This window comes from Microbacterium telephonicum, assembly GCF_003651225.1.
GTDB lineage: Bacteria > Actinomycetota > Actinomycetes > Actinomycetales > Microbacteriaceae > Microbacterium > Microbacterium telephonicum.
Genome location: NZ_RCDB01000001.1, coordinates 946,502 through 964,020 on the forward strand (window position 1 = coordinate 946,502; position 17,519 = coordinate 964,020).

Here is a 17,519-nt window from a genome sequence, read left to right on the forward strand (position 1 = left end):
CCCATGGACCGGATCGCCACCTCGACCCAGCGCACGTATCGGTATCTGCGCCTCGCGATCGCCGGTTCAGTGGTCGCCGTGTTCACGTCGGTGCTCGTCGCGATGCCGGTCGTGGGGCTGCTGCCCTCGATCAGCCACTACTACTACACACCGGCGCGGACGATCTTCGTCGGCGCGGTGATCCTGGTGGCGGTCGGCTTCTTCGCCCTGTCGGGCCGCGGGCCGGAGCGCGTGCTGCTCGACGTCGCCGCCGTCATCGCACCACTCGTGGCGATCATCCCGACGGTGATCTCGCCGAACTCGGTGCCGGGGCTGGATTCGACCTGCGACGACGGGCGCGCCACCTGCATCCCGGTGGCCTTCGACGCCGACGTCGACAACGGGGTCGCGACGTTCCTGATCGTCGGCGTCGTGGTGCTGGTGGTCGCCGTCGCGCTCGCGATGGCGGGGGAGGCGTCGCGCCCGGGAACCGCACTGTCGGCATCGATCGCCGCCGTCCTGCTGGCGGCGGTGTGGCTGAGCTGGTGGCTCGCGCACGACTGGTTCCTGCAGTGGGCGCACGTCGCCGCGGCGGTCGGCTTCTTCGTCGTGATCGCCGCCGTCGCGGTCGTCAATGCGGTGCGCCCCTCCGACGGACCGAAGCCGCCGCGGTGGCTGCAAGTCGCGTACGTCGTGATCGCGGTCGCCCTCGGCGTGACGGTCGTCGGGATGCCGCTCTACGGCTCTCTGCACGTCGGCGACGTCTTCGGGGTCTTCGTCGGCGAGGTCGCGGCCCTTCTGCTGTTCTTCGCGTTCTGGGTGCTGCAGTCGGTGCAGTACTGGCGCGAGCCCGACCCCGCCCTCCGCTGACCCACCGTCGCTCCCGGGTCCGGCGCGTTTCGACTCGTCGCTGTGCTCCTCGCTCAACGACCGGCGGCACCGACCCCTCCCGGTCGTTGAGCGAGCGCAGCGAGTCGAAACGCCCCGAACCGTCACAGGCGTTTCGACTCGTCGCTGCGCTCCTCGCTCAACGACCGGCGGCGTTGCGCGCCGCGTGGACGGCGTCGGCGGCGCGCACGAGGGCGAGGTGCGACAGCGCCTGAGGGGTGTTCCCGGCGTGACGGCGCTGCACCGGGTCATACTCCTCCGCCAGCATCCCGACGTCGTTCGCGAGCGCGCAGACTCGGTCGAGCAGCTCGGCCGCGTCGTCCACGCGACCCGACGCGGCGTACTGCGCGACGAGCCACAGGGTGCACGCCAGGAACGGGTTCTCGGTCCCGTCGAGGCCGTCCACCCCGGATGCCGTGCGGTAGCGGTGCACGAGCCCGTCGCGTATCAGCGTCCGCTCCACTTCGGCCACGGTCGCCCGCATCCGCGGGTCGTCGGCCGCGCAGAAGCCCACGGTGGGCAGCAGCAGGAGTGCGGCATCGACCTCGGCCGAGCCGTACGCCTGCGTGAACCAGCCGCCCGCGGCCACCCCCTGCCCGTCGATCTCCGCGCGCAGGCGCTCCCGCGTCGCCTCCCACTCGTCCACGGGACCGGTGAGCCGGTACTCGCGTACGGCGCGCACGCCCCGGTCGAACGCCGCCCACAGCATGACCCGCGAGTGGGTGAAGCGCTTCGGCTCACCGCGGATCTCCCAGATCCCCTGATCGGGTTCGTCGAGCCGTTCCTGCGCAGCGGCGAGCAGGGCCCGCTCGAGTGGCCACGAGAACTCCGACTCCGCGAGACCCGCGTCGCGCGCCGCGTGCAGGGCGACGAGCACCTCGCCGACGACGTCCGCCTGGTACTGCCCCGCCGCGCCGTTGCCGACGCGCACGGGAGCCGCACCCCGGTAGCCGGGAAGGCTCGGCAGCTCCCGCTCGACGAGGTCGCGCTCGCCGCCGATCCCGTACACGATCTGCATCTGGCCCGGGTCTCCCGCGATCGCGCGCAGCAGCCAGTCCCGCCAGTGCTCCGCGACGCCGAGGAAGCCGTGGTCGATGAGCGCGCCGAGTGTCAGCGCCGCGTCGCGCAGCCACACGTAGCGGTAGTCCCAGTTGCGTGCGCCGCCGAACTGCTCCGGCAGCGACGTCGTCACCGCCGCGACGATGCCGCCGGTGTCGCGGTGCGTCAGTGCGCGCAGCACCAGCAGCGATCGCACCACCTCGTCGCAGTGCACGTCGCGCGTGCGGATGCGGTCGGCCCACTCCTGCCACCACGCATCGGTGGTCTGCAGCGCCGCGTCGACGTCGAGCGGGGCGGGCGGATGCCGGTGGGAGGGGAACCAGGTCAGCACCGCATCGTGGGTCCTTCCCGCCTCGACCGTCACCGACCCCCGATGCACGTGATCGTCCGGCTCCAACGCCGGTCCGCGCACGATCACGGCATCCGGCCCGGCCGTCGCGACGAGAGCAGGCACCGCCTCGCCGCGGTGCTGGCGCACCCACGGCAGGGCGCGCGCATAGTCGAACCGCATCCGCAGTTCGTGGGCGAACTCCACGGTGCCCGATACGCCGACCACCCGGCGCACGAGGTCGATCCGGTGCGCGTCGCCCTGCCGGTGCGGATCCACGGGCAGCGCGTCGTACACGTCCGCGATGCCCGTGTCGGTCGTCCACCGCGTCACGAGCGTGAACGTGTCGCCGTCGTAACGGCGCTCGGCGACGGCCTCCGGCGCCGCCGGCCGCAGCCGCCACCGCCCGTGCTCGTCGTCGCCGAGCAGGGCCCCGAACACCGAGGGCGCGTCGAAGCGCGGCAGGCAGAGCCAGTCGACGTCGCCGCCGCGCGAGACGAGCGCCGCGGTGCGGCAGTCGCTCAGCAGCGCGTAGTCCTGGATGTCGGCGGGACCGGAGGGCACGCGCCGATCCTCTCAGCCGAACGCGTCCGCGCCGAGACCGACGCGGTCGACACGGCCGAACCGCGTCGCCGCCCTCAGACGCGCAGCGCGCTCAGCCGGTGCGCCCGCACGAGGTCGGCGAACACCGCGAACGGCGCCGCCGCGAGGTGTGCGGGGGTGCCTTCGGCCTCCGGATGCCACTGCACCGCGACGACGGGCAGCGACGCGTGCTCGACCGCTTCGACGACCCCGTCGGCGGCGGTCGCGGTCGCGACCAGTCCGGCGCCGAGCACGCCGATCGCCTGATGGTGGCCCGAGGCCACCTCGACGGTGCGGCCCGTCTCGGCGGCCAGTCGCGAGCCGTCGGCGACCTCGACGGTGTGCCACGTCCACTCGAGGCCCCCGCATCCGTCCGAGCCGGGCGTGTGGAGCACCGCGGATGCCGGCAGGTCCTCGACGAGGGTGCCGCCGCACGCGACGTTGAGCACCTGCAGTCCGCGGCACACGCCGAGCACGGGCAGGCCCGCCGCGAGTGCGGCGGCGGCGATGCCGAGGTCGAGGTCGTCCTGCGCGGGATTCACGTCGTAGACCGGCGCCGATGCGTCGCCGCCGTACCGCGCCGGGTCGACGTCGCCGCCGCCGGGAAGCACGACGCCGTCGAAGCCGGTGAGGTCGGCATCGCGCACCACGACCACGTCGAGGTCTTCGATGCGCACGAGCGCGGCGACGTCGTCGAAGATCGCGTTGGCCAGTCCCACCCGCGCGTCGGCGCCGTCGGCGTCGGAGAGGCGGGCGGGCATGGCGATGCGGGGGAGTGCGGGCATGGCTCCTATTGTGCGGCCCGCCGCCGGTTCCACCGTCCGATCGCCACGTCGATCCCCACTCCCAGCAGGAGGGCGACGGCGACCGAGACGACGACCGCGAGCAGCGGGGCGTCGGGCAGCAGCGCGCCGACGGCGGCGCCGACGACGGCTTGGTACGACGCCCAGGCGGTCGCGGCGACCGCGCACACCGCGAGGTATCGCGGCGCCGGGATCCGCGTCGCGCCGGCCGTGAGGTTCACGGCGAGCCGGGCGAACGGGATGAAGCGGGCCGTGAACACGACCGTCGCGGTGCCACGGTCCAGCCGCGTCGCCGCCCAGCGCAGCGCCGCCTGCACGCGGCGCGCCCGCATCCACCGCCATCTCTCCAGGCCGATCCGCCGTCCGATGAGGTAGCAGAGGGCGTCGCCGGTGAACGCCGCGAGCGCGCCGACGGCGATCACGGCGAGCAGCGGCGGTGAGCCGACCGAGACGGCGAGGGCGCCCAGCGCGCTCACCGCGATCTCGCCCGGGACCACGACGATGAGGGCGTCGGCGAGCACGAGCAGGAACATCACGACGAGCGTCCACGGGCCGCTCGCGACGGATTCCAGCAGTGCGGTGACCACCCCCGAATCGTTACCAGCGCGCGGTGAACGGCTCCGGAACGGCGACCGACAGGCGACCGTCAGGTGATGCGCGGGCGAGGATCGCGTGAACACTCGGCGACGGAGCCGCCGACACGGCCGTCGGCGCCCTGCGCACCGTCACCCTGGACGTGTGAGAGTCGCGGTCGTCACGGAATCCTTCCTGCCGCACATGAACGGTGTGGCCGGCTCGGTGCTGCATGTCCTCGATCAGCTCGACCGACGCGGGCACGAGCGGTTCGTCATCGCTCCCGCCTCGGGTCGCGGCGGCAGCCTCGAGATGCCGGGGCGCGCGATGCCGTCGCTGCCGTTGCCGGGCTATCCCGCCGTGCGCGTCGCGGCGCCGCCCGCGGCGTCGATCATGCGCGCGCTGCGCGAGTTCTCCCCGGATGTCGTCCATCTCGCGTCGCCGTTCGTGCTCGGCTGGCAGGGTCTGCTGGCGGCCGAGCGTCTCGGTGTGCCGACGGTCGCGGTCTACCAGACCGACGTCGTCGCCTACACGGAGCGCTACGGCGTGCCGCAGGCCAGCGCCCTCGCGGCCCGGCACGTCGCCCGGCTGCACCGCCGGGCGACCCTCACCCTCGCCCCGTCTGCCGCCTCCCGCGCCCAGCTCGACACTCTCGGCGTCGACCGGGTGGCCCTGTGGGGCCGCGGGGTCGACGGCATCCGCTTCCACCCGTCGCGCCGCAGCGACGGGTGGCGCGCGAGCATCGCGCCCGGCGAGACCGTCGTCGGATACGTCGGCCGCCTCGCCCCCGAGAAGCAGGTCGCCGACCTCGCCGCGATCGCCGGTCTCCCCGGCGTGCGGCTGGTTGTCGTCGGCGACGGGCCCGACCGGGCCGAGCTCGAACGGATGCTGCCGCGCGCCGTCTTCCTCGGCCACCTGTCCGGCGACGAGCTCGCGACGGCGGTCGCCTCGTTCGACGTGTTCGTGCACCCGGGCGAGAGCGAGACGTTCGGGCAGACGATCCAGGAGGCGCAGGCCGCCGGCGTGCCCGTCGTCGCGACCGGACGCGGCGGCCCGGTCGATCTCGTGCGCAGCAGCGTCGACGGGTGGCTGTACCGCCCCGGCGACCTCGACGAGCTGCGCGAGCGGGTGCGCGACCTCGTCGGCGACGAGTCCAAGCGCCGTGCCTTCGGGGAAGCGGCGCGCGACGCGGTCGCGCCGCGCACGTGGGGAAGCCTCGTCGACCAGCTCCTCGGCCACTACGACCGTGCCGCGACGCTGCACGGCACCGACGGCCCGCGGCGCGCGCTGGCCCACCCCCGCCCCGATCCGGTCGCGCCGACCGCCCCGGCGCGGCGGTGGGAGCGTTACGTCGCGCTCGGCGACTCGATCAGCGAAGGGTTGTGCGACACCTCGCGGATGCCCGCGGGCACCTTCCGCGGCTGGGCGGATCGGCTCGCGCAGCTGCTGGCTCCCGCCGCGGTGTCCCCGCGCGGTTTCCGCTACGCCAACCTCGCCGTGCGCAGCCGCCGCGTGCGCCACGTGCTGCACGAGCAGCTGCCGCACTGCCTCGCACTACGGCCCGATCTGGTGTCGGTGCTCATCGGCGCCAACGACCTCGTCGGCGGTCGCGTCGCGATCGACGCGCTGACCGCCGACGTCGAGCAGATCGTGCGGCGCCTGCGCGACGCGGGCTGCGACGTTCTGCTGGCGACGACGTTCCTGCCGGAGCGCCGCCTGGCACGGGTGCTGGCCCGCCGCTTCGCCCGGTTCAACGCGCGGCTGCGCGCCGTCGCCGCCCAGACCGGGGCGATCGTGCTCGACCTCGAAGCCGAGCCGGAGCTGCGCCGACCCGAGCTGTGGGCCGCCGACAAGGTGCACCTGCGCTCGGCCGGCCACCGCTTCGTCGCGTATCGGGCGGCGGCCGCCCTCGGCGTCCCCGACGCGGGCGCACTCGCCGGCCTCGATGAGGCGTTCCACCTCGACGAGGACCCGCCCGAGACCGGCACGTGGCTGCGCGTGCACGCCCTGCCGTGGATGTGGCGGCGTCTGCGCGGTCGCACCGCGGGCGACGGGGTCACCGCGAAGTACCCGGACTACATCACGATCGACGGACCCGCCGGTCGCACGCAGACCACGAGCGCCTGAACGCCTCCGCTCAGCCGCTCTTGCGTCGGAACTCGCGCTTGGTCATCGCGCCGTGCGTGCCGTGCACGGCGGAGTCGCCGTCCAGGTGCGATTCGCCGGTGCGCTGATGCGCGTTCTTCTTGTCGAGCGCCTCGCGGAACTTGCGCTTCATCTCGTCGGATGCCGTGGTGTTCTCGTCTGCACTCATGCCCTCACCCTACGCGGCCCGCCCCGTGGCGCACAGGGGCTCGGCTGATAGGGTGGGGAAGGTTGCCCGTGTGGCATCCGCTCAATTCCATACTGAGCTCACGGAGCGTGGCCGGCAGGAAGCTGGTCCCCTGTGGTGGGTTCCCATCCGATCGGATGGTGATCTTCGACTGGTGGCCAGCGCAAGCGGTTCCCGCGCCGACGTCCTCGGATGCCGGCGCGCGCTCATATCTGCCTGACCTCGCTCCTTCGCACGATCTCGTGCGCGAAACGCGCGCGCGAGTCTAAACAAAGAAGGAGAGACCTCTTGGAAGGTCCTGAAATCACCGCCGCCGAAGCCGTCCTCGACAACGGACGCTTCGGCACCCGCACCGTCCGGTTCGAGACCGGACGCCTCGCTCAGCAGGCGCAGGGCGCCGTCGCCGCGTACCTCGACGACGAGACGATGCTCCTGTCGGCCACCAGCGCCGGCAAGCACCCGCGTGAGGGCTTCGACTTCTTCCCGCTGACCGTCGACGTCGAGGAGCGCTCCTACGCCGCCGGCAAGATCCCCGGGTCGTTCTTCCGCCGTGAGGGCCGCCCCTCCACCGAGGCGATCCTCGTCTGCCGTCTCATCGACCGCCCGCTGCGCCCGTCGTTCGTCGACGGCCTGCGCAACGAGGTGCAGATCGTCGTGACCGTGCTCTCCATCGCGCCCGGCGAGTACTACGACGCCCTCGCGATCAACGCCGCCTCGGCGTCCACCCAGATCTCCGGTCTGCCGTTCTCCGGCCCCATCGCCGGCGTGCGTCTCGCGCTGGTCCCCGGCCACGGCGAGCACGCCGACCAGTGGGTCGCGTTCCCGAACCAGAAGATCGTCGAGGAGGCCGTGTTCGACCTCATGGTCGCCGGTCGTGTCCTGCCCGACGGCGACGTCGCGATCATGATGGTCGAGGCCGAGGCCACCGAAGGCAGCTGGAACCTCATCAAGGGCGGCGCCGTCAAGCCGTCCGAGGAGATCGTCGCCGGCGGTCTCGAGGCCGCGAAGCCCTTCCTCAAGCAGCTCGTCGAGGCGCAGGCGCAGATGGCCGCCACCTCGTCGAAGGAGCCGGGCGTCTACCCCGTCTTCGCGCCGTACAGCCAGGAGACCTACGACTTCGTCGCCGGTCGTTCCTACGACGAGCTCGTCGGCATCTACCAGATCGCCGACAAGGTCGAGCGTCAGAACGCCGACGACGCCGTCAAGGACCGCGTCAAGGCCGAGCTGATCGCCGCCGTCGAGGCGAACGAGCTGCCGGCCGCCGCGCCGCTCGAGTTCGCCGCCGCCTACAAGTCAGTCACGAAGAAGATCGTCCGCGGCCGCATCCTCACCGAGGGTGTGCGCATCGACGGTCGCGGGCTCGCCGACATCCGCCCGCTCGACGCGGAGGTGCAGGTCATCCCGCGCGTGCACGGCTCGGCGATCTTCCAGCGCGGCGAGACCCAGATCCTGGGCGTCACCACGCTGAACATGCTGAAGATGGAGCAGCAGATCGACTCGCTGTCGCCCACGACGAGCAAGCGCTACCTGCACCACTACAACTTCCCGCCCTACTCGACCGGTGAGACCGGCCGCGTCGGGTCGCCGAAGCGTCGCGAGATCGGGCACGGCTTCCTCGCCGAGCGCGCCCTCGTGCCGGTGCTGCCCGCCCGTGACGAGTTCCCCTACGCGATCCGTCAGGTCTCCGAGGCGCTCGGCTCCAACGGCTCCACGTCGATGGGTTCCGTCTGCGCGTCGACCCTGTCGCTGCTGAACGCGGGTGTGCCGCTGCGCGCGCCCGTCGCCGGCATCGCGATGGGCCTGGTCTCCGACGAGGTCGACGGCCAGACCCGCTACGCGGCGCTGACCGACATCCTGGGTGCCGAGGACGCGCTCGGCGACATGGACTTCAAGGTCGCCGGCACGAGCGAGTTCATCACCGCGATCCAGCTCGACACCAAGCTCGACGGCATCCCGTCGTCGGTGCTGTCGGCCGCGCTCACGCAGGCGAAGGAGGCGCGCACGACGATCCTGAACGTGCTCAACGCCGCCATCGACGGTCCCGACGAGATGGCCCCGACCGCGCCCCGCGTGATCAGCGTGCAGATCCCCGTCGACAAGATCGGCGAGCTGATCGGCCCGAAGGGCAAGACGATCAACGCGATCCAGGACGAGACCGGCGCCGACATCTCCATCGAGGAGGACGGCACCGTCTACATCGGCGCCGTCGACGGTCCGTCGGCCGAGGCCGCCCGCGCCCAGGTCAACGCGATCGCCAACCCCACCAACCCGGAGGTCGGCGAGCAGTTCCTCGGCACCGTCGTGAAGATCGCGACGTTCGGCGCGTTCATCTCGCTGCTGCCCGGCAAGGACGGCCTGCTGCACGTCAGCGAGGTGCGCAAGCTCGCCGGCGGCAAGCGGGTCGAGAACGTCGACGACGTGCTCTCGGTCGGCCAGAAGCTGCTCGTGCGCATCACGAAGATCGACGACCGCGGCAAGCTGTCGCTCGAGCCCGTGCTCGAGGAGGCCGCCGACCAGGAGGGTCGCGCCGCCGCCAGCGAGGGCCCCGAGGCTCCCGCCGAAGGCTGATCCGCCCGGTTCGCACGCGCCCGTCCCTCCCTCCGGAGGGGCGGGCGCGTCCGTTCGCCACCCGTGTCCCCCGGATGGGGGACATCAGCGTAGGGGGAGAACTCCCCTGGTCCAAAGCGTTATCCAATGTTTACCGCGTGTTCCGGTCAATGCGCGGCCGTGGGGGAGGTCTGCCCTACCCTCGGAAGTACGCACCGGGGGGTGCGTGAGAACACGGACCTCCTCGAGAGTTCGTGAGGGGGGTGCGGGAATGGGTTTCTTCGGCGTCGGTACATCGGCCTCCGATGACGCGCCCCGTGCCGCGCTCGCGACGGCCACCGCGACCACCCCGTCGGAGTCTCCGGCGGCGCACCCGTCCGCGCCGATCCCGGTGCAGGGACCCGCGATCGGCGCCGCGGTGCGGGAGCCCCTCGGCGAGACCGGCTTCCGGGTGTTCCCGCTCATCCTCGGCGGCGCGGAGTTCGGCTGGCACGTCGACCTCGCGGCCGCCCATGCCATCCTCGACGCCTACGCCGAGCGCGGCGGCAACGCCGTGCACACCTCGGACGCCTACTCGTCGGGACGCAGCGAGCACATCATCGGCCAGTGGATGCACTCGCGCGGCCACCGCGACGATGTCGTGCTGGGCGTGCGTGTCGGCGGCGGCGCCGAGCACCCCGGCCTCGGATCGGTCAACCTCGTGCGGGCCGTCGAGGCGTCGCTGACCCGGCTGCAGACCGATCGCATCGACGTGCTCTACCTCGACGCGACCGCCGACAGCCAGACGGCCCTCGAAGACACCCTCGCCACCGCCGACTGGCTCGTCGGAGCCGGCAAGGTGCGCGCACTCGGCGCCTTCGGGCACACCGCCGCGCAGCTGGTCGAATCCCGCATCCTCGCCTCGGCCGGCTACCCGCGCCTGACGGTGCTCGACGTGCCGTACAACGTGCTGCGCCGCAAAGACTTCGACGGCGATCTGCGGCTCGTCGCAGGCGCCCAGGGCATCGCCGTCACGCCCTCGCAGGCACTCGAGCACGGCTTCCTCTCCGGCGCCCACCGCTCCCGCTCCCAGATGGGACAGTCGGTGCGCGGCGCGCAGCTGGCGGCCGCGATGAACCGTCGCGGCACCCGCACGCTGCGCGTGCTCGACGCGATCGGCGCCGAGCTGTCGGTGCCGCCCGCTGCCGTCGCGATCGGCTGGCTGCGCGCGCAGCGGGGCGTCGTCGCCCCGATCGTGAACGCCTTCGCGGTGTCGCACGTCGACGAGCTCGTGCAGGGCGTGGGGGTGCGGCTCGGCCGATCCCACCTCGCCGACATCGCCCGCGCCGCCGACTGACGGCATCCGGGCCCGTCGCCGGGGTGTCGTCGGAACGCTGACGTAGGGTGGAGGAGTCCCTCCACATCGAGCGTGAAGCGAGTCCGTCGTGACCCACTATCTGTACCTGGTCCGACACGGCGAGCACGTCGACGCCGAGCACGGCCTCGCCGACGGCCCCCTTTCGGCGCGCGGTCGACGGCAGGCCGCGGCGATCGCCGACCGGCTGTCGGGTGTGCCTCTCGACGCCGTCCGGCACTCCCCGCTCGAGCGCGCCGCCGAGACGGCCCGCGCCGTGGGGGAGCGGATGCCGGCGATCACGCCGCAGCCGAGCGCGCTGCTGTTCGACTGTGTGCCCAGCGGCCCGACCGCCGACACGCCGCCCGGATACGAGGCGTTCTTCGGCAGCTACACCGACGCCGAGCTCGACGCGGGATCAGCCCAGATGGCCGACGCCGTCGACGAGTTCCTGGCCCGCAAGGCCGGGGGCCACGAGCTGCTCATCACCCACAACTTCGTCATCGCGTGGTTCGTGCGCGAAGTGCTCGACGCCCCCACCTGGCGCTGGATGACGGTCAACCAGGCCAACTGCGCGCTGACGCTGCTCGCGCAGCGCCCGGGGCGCCCGTGGGCGCTCGTCACCCACAACGACATGGCGCACCTGCCGATGGAGCTGCGCACGGGCCTTCCCGAGCTACCGCCGGTCTGAGCGGATGCCGCAGCCGCCCGCCGAGCTCGATCTCACCGTCGCCGACGTCCACCGGCTGGTCGCGTCGCAGCATCCGTCGCTCCTCGGCCCGGTCCGACGCGTCGCGCACGGCTGGGACAACGATCTGTTCCGCCTGGGCGACGACCTGGCGGTGCGCCTGCCGCGCCGGGCGAGCGCGGCACCGCTCGTCGTCCACGAGCAGCGATGGCTGCCGTTGCTGGCCCCGCTGGTCCCCGTCGCCGTCCCGGTGCCGGTGGCGGTGGGCGTGCCGGAGGGGGCGTATCCGTGGCACTGGAGCATCGTGCCCTGGTTCGAGGGCGTCAACGCGCTCGACCTCGCTCCGCCGGTGCGCGACGGCTTCGCGGCGCAGCTGGGCGGGATCCTGCGGCGCCTGCACGTGGCCGCGCCCGCCGACGCGCCGTTCAACCCGGTCCGCGCCGTGCCGCTCGCCGACCGCGACACCGCGGTGCGGCCGCGGCTTGCCGCCGTCCCGGCGCTCGTCCCGGTGTGGGAGGAGGCCCTCGCGGCGCCCGCACACGAGGGCCCGCCGGTGTGGGTGCACGGCGACCCGCATCCGGGCAACATGCTCGTCGGCGGCGACGGCCTGATCAGCGCGCTGCTCGACTTCGGCGACGTCAGCGCCGGAGACCCGGCATCCGACCTCGCGATCGCGTGGCTCGGGTTCACCGCGACGGGGAGGGACGCGTTCCGATCGGCGGTCAACACGGATGCCGCCACCTGGGCGCGGGCCCGGGGCTGGGCCGCCGCGATCGCGGCCCTGCTGCACGATGCCGAAGACCCGGGTCTGCGCGCGATGAGCGCTCACGGCGTCGGCGAGCTCACCCGCTGACGGGCTGCGCCGGATCCGGCGACCGAGACTCCGCCTACGCGGGGTCGGCGGCGTCGCCGACCGCGGGCTCGCGGGGGATCGGGTCCTTCGGGAGCTTCCGCACCTTCGCGCGGCGCTTGCGGCGCTGCGGGATCATCGAGCGCATCTCCTCGAGCTTGCCGAAGCACAGCAGGCGGTCCTCCGCCTCGAGTACCACGCCCTTACGCGGGTTCGGGATCACCTGGGCGCCGCGGTGCAAGGTGAGCACCGTGATGTCGCGCTCCCACAGCCCCGACTCGCCGAGCGTCTGCCCGACGAGGTTCGCGGCGGCGTGCACGACGAGCTCGGCCACCCCGTACCCGGTCGAGACGGTGAGGCGCTGACGCACGTCGATCTCGGGGAAGGCGACCTGGTTCGCGATGAAGTCGACGATGGCGCCGGCCACGTCGAGGTTCGTCGCCTCTTCGATGCCCTGCAGGCCGGGCGAGGAGTTGACCTCCATGACGAGGGGGCCGTCGGTGCCCATCAGCATGTCGACGCCGGCGATCTTCAGGCCCATGATCTGCGCCGAGCGCACGGCGACCTGCTCGTACTCGGGCGACAGCTCCACGGCTTCGACGGTGCCGCCGCGGTGCACGTTCGAGCGGAACTCGTCGCCCGTCGCGGTGCGCCGCATCGCCGCGACGACGCGGTCGCCGACCACGAGCGCGCGGATGTCGCGTCCGCGGCTCTCCGCGACGAACCGCTGGATGAGCACGTTCTGCTTCGTGGAGTGCAGCGTCTCGATGATCGCCTCGGCGACCTTCACCTCGGGGGCCAGGATGACGCCGATGCCCTGCGTGCCCTCCAGCAGTTTGATGACCACGGGCGCACCGCCCACCCGCTCGATCGCGGGTCGCACGTCCACACGGTTGCGCACGAACGCCGTCGCCGGCATCTGGATGTTGTGCCGCGACAGGATCTGGGTGGCGCGCAGTTTGTCGCGCGCGTTGGAGATGCCGTTGGCGGTGTTGGGCGTGTACACGTCCATCTGCTCGAACTGGCGAACCACGGCGGTGCCGAAGTAGGTGATGGAGTTGCCGATGCGGGGGAGCACCGCGTCGTAGTCCGACAGCGGGCGGCCCCGGAAATGGAGGTCGGGCTCGGCTCCCGACAGGTCGATCGCGAAGCGCAGCGTGTCCAGCACGCGCACGTCGTGACCGCGCTGCTGCGCTGCAGCCTTCAGACGCTGGGTGGAGTAGGCGCGCGGGGCGCGCGAGAGGATGGCGATTCTCATGCGTTGCTCTGGGAGGATCGAGGGGTGACGGAACCCTTCCATTCAAACACCGTCGTCGGCTGGCGCGAATGGGTCGCCCTGCCGCCGAGCGAACTCGGCTGGATCAAGGCCAAGATCGACACGGGTGCCCGCACGTCGGCGCTGCACGTCGTCGGCATCGAGGAGTTCGAGCGCGACGGGCGTGCGTGGGTGCGCGGCACGGTGCGCCCGTGGCAGCGCTCGATCGCCGACGCCGCCACCCTGGAATGGCCGGTGCACGACATCCGCCGCATCCGCAGCTCGTCGGGACACGCCCAGCGGCGCTTCGTCGTGCTACAGCGGATCGTGCTGGCCGGGCGTGAGATCACCGCCGAGGTGACTCTCACCAACCGCGACAAGATGGGCTTCCGGATGCTGATCGGGCGCGAAGCGCTGCGCCACGGGTTCGTGGTCGACGCGCGCGCCGGATTCCTCGGCGGCCGCGCGCCGAAGTCGGTGCGCCGCCGCAACCGCGGGCTTCCCGACTAGAGCGTCTTGCCGTACCAGCGCGTCGCGTTCGGGTTGTCGTTGTACGGGTCGATCGCCGTGAAGCCGCTCGCGGCGTAGAGTCCGCCGGCCGCCTCGAGCGTGTGATGGGTGTCGAGCACGAGCTCGGCGGCATCCCACGAGCGTGCCCGCTCCTCGAGTCCCGTCAGGAGCACGCGCCCCCAGCCTCGGCCGCGGGTCTCCGGCCGCAGATACAGGTGCTTCACCTCGTAGCGGATGCCGGCGGGCCCGTCGGCGATCCGCCGGATGCCGCCGCAGCCGACATCGCGTCCGTCGGCGACGGCGACGAGGAACACCCCGGCCGGCGGGGTGAACACGGCGGCGTCGGGGAACACCGGGCGATAGGTCTGCCCCTTCGGGAACGCCGTCCCGCGCATCTGGAAGTACTCCTCGAGCAGGGCGTGCGAGCGGGGGTCGTCGGCGGGACGCTCCTGCAGGGCGACGGTCGGCGCGGCGGGGGTTTCGGCCATGCGCTCGAGCGTAGCCCCGTAGGCTGGAGGCCATGACGACGACGCGAGTGGCCCTCGTCGGGGGCACCGGGAAGCTGGGCGGCATCATCCGTGCCGTCATCGACGAGACCGAGGGCTTCGAGGTCGTCGCCGTGCTCGGCTCGGCCAGCAGCCTCGACGAGCTGGACGGCGCCGACCTCGTCGTCGACGCCTCTACGCCCGCCGTGTCGATCGACGTCGTGCGCGCGGCGATCGAGCGCGGCATCAACGTGCTCGTCGGTACGTCGGGCTGGTCATCGCAGCGCATCGCGCTCGTCCGCCCGCTCGTCGATGCGGCCGGCACCGGTGCCGTCTTCATCCCCAACTTCTCGCTCGGCTCCGTGATCGGTTCGGCGCTGGCGGCGGCATCCGCATCGTTCTTCCCGTCGATCGAGATCGTCGAGACGCACCGCGAGACGAAGGTCGACTCGCCCAGTGGCACCGCGGTGCGCACCGCCGAGCTCATCGCGGGTGCGCGTGCCGAGGTCGGACCCGTCGAATCGCCGCACGCCGACCAGCGTGCCCGCGGTCAACAGGTCTCCAGCATCCCGATCCACTCGCTGCGCCGCCCGGGCGTCGTCGCGAAGCAGGAGACGATCCTGTCCGGCCCCGGCGAGTCGCTCACGATCGTGCACGACACGATCGACCCCGCCCTCGCCTACGCCCCCGGCATCCGCGTCGCCCTCGCGGCCGCGCGCGACGCGCGGGGCGTGACGGTGGGCCTGGACAGCCTCATCGACATCGGCGTGCGCGTCCCCGCCACCCGCGACCCGCGACCGGCCCCCGAGGGCGGCGTGCCCGGTCAGGTCGCCCGCGCCACCGGAGCATGAGCACGCGCATCGGTGTCGCCGTCATGGCGGTCGCCCTCCTGCTGTACATCGTGCTCGTCGGTCAGCGCGCCTGGCTGCTGGTCGCCTCCGGCGACGGCGTCGGCATCGCGATGGGGGTCGCCCTCATCGTGCTGCCGCTCGTGGCGGTGTGGGGGCTCGGGCGCGAGATCTTCTTCGGCGTGCGCGCGGAGGCGCTCGGGCGTCGCCTCGACGCCGAGGGTGCCCTACCCGCCGAGCAGCTCGACGTCAAGGCGAGCGGCGCGCCCGTGCGTGACGAGGCGGCCGCCCTGTTCCCGGCGTACCGGGACGCCGTGGAGCAGCATCCGGACGATTGGCGGGCGTGGTACCGCCTGGGCCTCGTCTACGACGGCGCCGGCGACCGCCGGCGGGCGCGCCACGCCGTGCGCACCGCCATCTCACTGGAACGCTCAGCCCGCGGCTGAGGCTTGGGCGTCGGTCAGGCCGGCGGAACCGCGTCGGCGACCGCGGCCTTGACCGTCGGCTGCGAGAAGGCGAATCCGGATGCGGTGAGCACGTCGGGCACGACGTGCATGTCGCAGGCGAGCAGCGCGTCGACCGTTTCCGAGCCGAGCACGAGCTTCATGCCCCACACCGGCGCGCGCAGCAGGTAGGGGCGGTTCATGCGCATCGCGAGTGCGAAGCCCAGGTCGTTCGCGGTCGCCCGGGTGGGACCGCTGAGGTTCACCGGTCCCGTGAGTCCGCGGTCGATGACATGACGGATGGCCGCGACCTCGTCGGGCAGCGAGATCCACGGCCACGCCTGCGTACCGCGACCGATGGGGCCAGACAGCCCCGCCCGGGTCAGCAGCATGAGGGGCTTGAGCACCCCCTCGGGGTGCACGATCGGCGCCGTGCGCAGCAGCGCGACCCGGTCGCCGGCGGTGCGGGCGGTGCGCTCCCACTCGGCGGTGAGCTGCGAGAGGAATCCGTGCCCGGCGGGGGAGGCCTCGGTCAGCGGACCGCGCGGCTGCGTCGGGTAGTAGCCGACGGCGGATGCCGACACGAACAGGGGTGCGCCGTCGCCGAGTGCACGCACCGCCGAGGCGAGGGCCTGGGTGGGAGCGAGCCGCGACCACCGCAGGGTGTGCTTGTACGACCGCGACCACGGGAAGCGTCCGATGCTCGCGCCGTTGAGGCCGACGACGGCGGCTGCGCCGTCGAGGACTGCCGGGTCGACGGGTCGCCGCGTCGGGTCCCATTCGATCTCGTCGGCGGCTTCGGCCGGCCGGCGCACGAGACGCGTCACGGGCACGCCGTCGGCGCGCAGCGACGCGACCAGCGCGCCGCCGATCAGGCCGCTCGCGCCGGCGACGACGACGCGTCCCGGCGTGAGCTGCTGAACGTCAGCCAAGCGTCGCCTCGAGGGTGATCTCGATCCCGGCGAGCGCCGCCGAGACGGGGCAGCCGGTCTTGGCCTCTTCCGCGATGCGCTGGAAGTCCTCGGCCGACAGGCCGGGCACGACGGCGTTGACGTTCAGGTGCGACCCGGTGATGCCGGTGCCCGGGATGAAGGTGACCGACGCGGTCGTCTCCACCGACTCCGGCGGGGTGCCGTTGCCCGCGAGCGCGTGCGAGAGCGCCATTGAGAAGCACGACGAGTGGGCGGCGGCGATGAGCTCCTCCGGCGTGGTCACCGAGGTGGACCCCTCGCTGCGGGCCTTCCAGTTCACGGGGAGCGGACCCTGGTTCGAGCTCTCCAGCGCGACCTCTCCGGAGCCCTCCGTCAGGCTTCCCTTCCAGGTGGTGCTGGCTTCGCTGGTCACGCTCATGGTGGCTCCTTCGTCGACGTCCGGGCGCGATGCGCGCCCGGTCGCCAGCCTAGACGGGGGAGCCGACAGGGGGAACCGTCAGCGGTGCGCGGCTCAGCGGTGCGCGGGCTCCGCGGTGACGCGGTCGAGCTCGAGCTCGACGACACCGCGGCCCGGCGTGCCGCCGAAGCGCGTCTGCACGACACCGTGGCGGTCGAGGATCAGGGTCGTCGGGGTCGAGAGCACGTTGAAGTGCCGCGCGATGTCGGGCCGGTGGGTGAGGTCGATGTCGAGGTGGAGCACCCCGTCCTTGCCCTGCGCGACCTCGCTCAGGGTGCGGTGCACGCCGGGGCAGCGCGCACACAGCTCGGTCGAGAACTGCAGCAACGTCGCGCGCTCGCCGAGAGCCTCCGCGCCCAGTCGCTCCGGCTCGACGACCTCGTGCGGGTCGGCCTGCGGCGGGTGGTTCTGCCGCCACCGCGCATACGCGCCGACGCCGACCGTCGCCACGAGCAGCGCGGCGAGGATGAGCACGGCATCGACGAGATTCACAACCCCACATCCTAACGACCGAGCGTGGGAGCGTTCTCGACGGGCGCGCCGGAGGAAAACGCGGACGCGCCGGAGGGGACCGGATGCGGCGCGTCCGCACCGTCGCCCGCGCGCACCGCCCCGTCCCACGGCGGC

The 17,519-nt window shown here is 72.8% G+C and carries 18 protein-coding genes; 9 read left to right on the forward strand and 9 right to left on the reverse strand.

The genetic code is table 11. The features are described from left to right. Window positions 1-3 precede the first annotated feature (3 nt). On the forward strand, window positions 4-849 hold the full coding sequence (locus tag C7474_RS04650) for a hypothetical protein (protein ID WP_121057742.1): 846 nt from the start codon (window positions 4-6) through the stop codon (window positions 847-849). Window positions 850-1,006: 157 nt separating this feature from the next. Here the strand turns inward: C7474_RS04650 and C7474_RS04655 are convergent, their stop codons facing one another. From C7474_RS04655 to C7474_RS04665, 3 genes are all read right to left on the reverse strand, one after another. Beyond that, window positions 1,007-2,818 carry a glycoside hydrolase family 15 protein gene (locus C7474_RS04655; RefSeq protein ID WP_121057743.1) on the reverse strand — a complete coding sequence of 604 codons (1,812 nt, stop codon included), beginning with the start codon at window positions 2,816-2,818 and terminating at the stop codon, window positions 1,007-1,009. 74 nt (window positions 2,819-2,892) lie between these two features. Beyond that, on the reverse strand, window positions 2,893-3,621 hold the full coding sequence (locus tag C7474_RS04660) for a gamma-glutamyl-gamma-aminobutyrate hydrolase family protein (protein ID WP_121057744.1): 729 nt from the start codon (window positions 3,619-3,621) through the stop codon (window positions 2,893-2,895). 5 nt (window positions 3,622-3,626) lie between these two features. Continuing rightward, the gene (locus C7474_RS04665) at window positions 3,627-4,226 is read right to left on the reverse strand and encodes a DedA family protein (protein WP_121057745.1); all 600 of its coding nucleotides are present in this window, start codon (window positions 4,224-4,226) and stop codon (window positions 3,627-3,629) included. Window positions 4,227-4,377: 151 nt separating this feature from the next. On the opposite strand from C7474_RS04665, the gene C7474_RS04670 reads away from it, so the two are divergent. Continuing rightward, on the forward strand, window positions 4,378-6,339 hold the full coding sequence (locus C7474_RS04670; protein WP_121057746.1) for a GDSL-type esterase/lipase family protein: 1,962 nt from the start codon (window positions 4,378-4,380) through the stop codon (window positions 6,337-6,339). 10 nt (window positions 6,340-6,349) lie between these two features. Here the strand turns inward: C7474_RS04670 and C7474_RS14995 are convergent, their stop codons facing one another. Further along, entirely contained in the window at window positions 6,350-6,526 is a 177-nt protein-coding gene (locus tag C7474_RS14995) for a DUF5302 domain-containing protein (RefSeq protein WP_158597301.1), read from the reverse strand. A gap of 306 nt (window positions 6,527-6,832) precedes the next feature. On the opposite strand from C7474_RS14995, the gene C7474_RS04675 reads away from it, so the two are divergent. The 4 genes from C7474_RS04675 to C7474_RS04690 all read left to right on the forward strand — a co-directional run bounded on the left by C7474_RS04675 (window position 6,833) and on the right by C7474_RS04690 (window position 11,965). Further along, the gene (locus tag C7474_RS04675) at window positions 6,833-9,112 is read left to right on the forward strand and encodes a polyribonucleotide nucleotidyltransferase (protein ID WP_121057747.1); all 2,280 of its coding nucleotides are present in this window, start codon (window positions 6,833-6,835) and stop codon (window positions 9,110-9,112) included. Window positions 9,113-9,362: 250 nt separating this feature from the next. Continuing rightward, window positions 9,363-10,427, forward strand: coding sequence for an aldo/keto reductase (locus tag C7474_RS04680; protein ID WP_121057748.1), 1,065 nt, complete (start codon window positions 9,363-9,365; stop codon window positions 10,425-10,427). An 88-nt stretch (window positions 10,428-10,515) separates the two neighbouring features. Beyond that, a complete protein-coding gene (locus C7474_RS04685) occupies window positions 10,516-11,115 on the forward strand; it encodes a histidine phosphatase family protein (protein ID WP_121057749.1) in 600 nt (199 codons plus the stop codon). Between the two features lie 4 nt (window positions 11,116-11,119). Next, complete coding sequence (locus C7474_RS04690; protein WP_121057750.1) at window positions 11,120-11,965, forward strand: phosphotransferase; 846 nt, start codon at window positions 11,120-11,122, stop codon at window positions 11,963-11,965. Between the two features lie 34 nt (window positions 11,966-11,999). Here C7474_RS04690 and C7474_RS04695 read toward each other — a convergent pair whose 3' ends face one another. Continuing rightward, the gene (locus C7474_RS04695; RefSeq protein WP_121057751.1) at window positions 12,000-13,220 is read right to left on the reverse strand and encodes a RimK family alpha-L-glutamate ligase; all 1,221 of its coding nucleotides are present in this window, start codon (window positions 13,218-13,220) and stop codon (window positions 12,000-12,002) included. 24 nt (window positions 13,221-13,244) lie between these two features. Between C7474_RS04695 and C7474_RS04700 the strand changes: the two genes are divergently transcribed. After that, window positions 13,245-13,727, forward strand: a complete 483-nt coding sequence (locus C7474_RS04700) for an ATP-dependent zinc protease family protein (protein WP_121057752.1) — start codon at window positions 13,245-13,247, stop codon at window positions 13,725-13,727. Here the strand turns inward: C7474_RS04700 and C7474_RS04705 are convergent. Next, window positions 13,724-14,215 (reverse strand): GNAT family N-acetyltransferase, encoded by a 492-nt coding sequence (locus tag C7474_RS04705; protein WP_121057753.1) that lies wholly within the window; start codon window positions 14,213-14,215, stop codon window positions 13,724-13,726. The genes C7474_RS04700 and C7474_RS04705 overlap by 4 nt on opposite strands. Before the next feature lie 32 nt (window positions 14,216-14,247). Here C7474_RS04705 and C7474_RS04710 point away from each other — a divergent pair, with 32 nt between their 5' ends. Both C7474_RS04710 and C7474_RS04715 read left to right on the forward strand, forming a co-directional pair. Then, window positions 14,248-15,063 carry a 4-hydroxy-tetrahydrodipicolinate reductase gene (locus C7474_RS04710; protein WP_121057754.1) on the forward strand — a complete coding sequence of 272 codons (816 nt, stop codon included), beginning with the start codon at window positions 14,248-14,250 and terminating at the stop codon, window positions 15,061-15,063. Continuing rightward, window positions 15,060-15,506, forward strand: coding sequence for a tetratricopeptide repeat protein (locus tag C7474_RS04715; protein WP_121057755.1), 447 nt, complete (start codon window positions 15,060-15,062; stop codon window positions 15,504-15,506). Before C7474_RS04710 ends, C7474_RS04715 begins: the two co-directional genes overlap by 4 nt. A 14-nt stretch (window positions 15,507-15,520) precedes the next feature. Here C7474_RS04715 and C7474_RS04720 read toward each other — a convergent pair whose 3' ends face one another. The 3 genes from C7474_RS04720 to C7474_RS04730 form a co-directional block, all read right to left on the reverse strand. Beyond that, window positions 15,521-16,435 (reverse strand): TIGR01777 family oxidoreductase, encoded by a 915-nt coding sequence (locus C7474_RS04720; RefSeq protein WP_121057756.1) that lies wholly within the window; start codon window positions 16,433-16,435, stop codon window positions 15,521-15,523. Beyond that, a complete protein-coding gene (locus C7474_RS04725; RefSeq protein ID WP_121057757.1) occupies window positions 16,428-16,853 on the reverse strand; it encodes an OsmC family peroxiredoxin in 426 nt (141 codons plus the stop codon). Before C7474_RS04725 ends, C7474_RS04720 begins: the two co-directional genes overlap by 8 nt. 93 nt (window positions 16,854-16,946) lie before the next feature. Beyond that, a complete protein-coding gene (locus C7474_RS04730) occupies window positions 16,947-17,384 on the reverse strand; it encodes a TlpA family protein disulfide reductase (RefSeq protein ID WP_121057758.1) in 438 nt (145 codons plus the stop codon). Window positions 17,385-17,519: the final 135 nt, after the last annotated feature.

Excerpts from the sequence above, each read along its gene's own strand:
- C7474_RS04650 (WP_121057742.1), top strand. The coding sequence starts at position 4 with ATGGACCGGATCGCCACCTCGACCCAGCGCACGTATCGGTATCTGCGC.
- C7474_RS04660 (WP_121057744.1), bottom strand. The coding sequence starts at position 3,621 with ATGCCCGCACTCCCCCGCATCGCCATGCCCGCCCGCCTCTCCGACGCC.
- C7474_RS14995 (WP_158597301.1), bottom strand. The coding sequence starts at position 6,526 with ATGAGTGCAGACGAGAACACCACGGCATCCGACGAGATGAAGCGCAAG.
- C7474_RS04680 (WP_121057748.1), top strand. The coding sequence starts at position 9,363 with ATGGGTTTCTTCGGCGTCGGTACATCGGCCTCCGATGACGCGCCCCGT.
- C7474_RS04690 (WP_121057750.1), top strand. The coding sequence starts at position 11,120 with ATGCCGCAGCCGCCCGCCGAGCTCGATCTCACCGTCGCCGACGTCCAC.
- C7474_RS04695 (WP_121057751.1), bottom strand. The coding sequence starts at position 13,220 with ATGAGAATCGCCATCCTCTCGCGCGCCCCGCGCGCCTACTCCACCCAG.
- C7474_RS04705 (WP_121057753.1), bottom strand. The coding sequence starts at position 14,215 with ATGGCCGAAACCCCCGCCGCGCCGACCGTCGCCCTGCAGGAGCGTCCC.
- C7474_RS04710 (WP_121057754.1), top strand. The coding sequence starts at position 14,248 with ATGACGACGACGCGAGTGGCCCTCGTCGGGGGCACCGGGAAGCTGGGC.
- C7474_RS04715 (WP_121057755.1), top strand. The coding sequence starts at position 15,060 with ATGAGCACGCGCATCGGTGTCGCCGTCATGGCGGTCGCCCTCCTGCTG.
- C7474_RS04725 (WP_121057757.1), bottom strand. The coding sequence starts at position 16,853 with ATGAGCGTGACCAGCGAAGCCAGCACCACCTGGAAGGGAAGCCTGACG.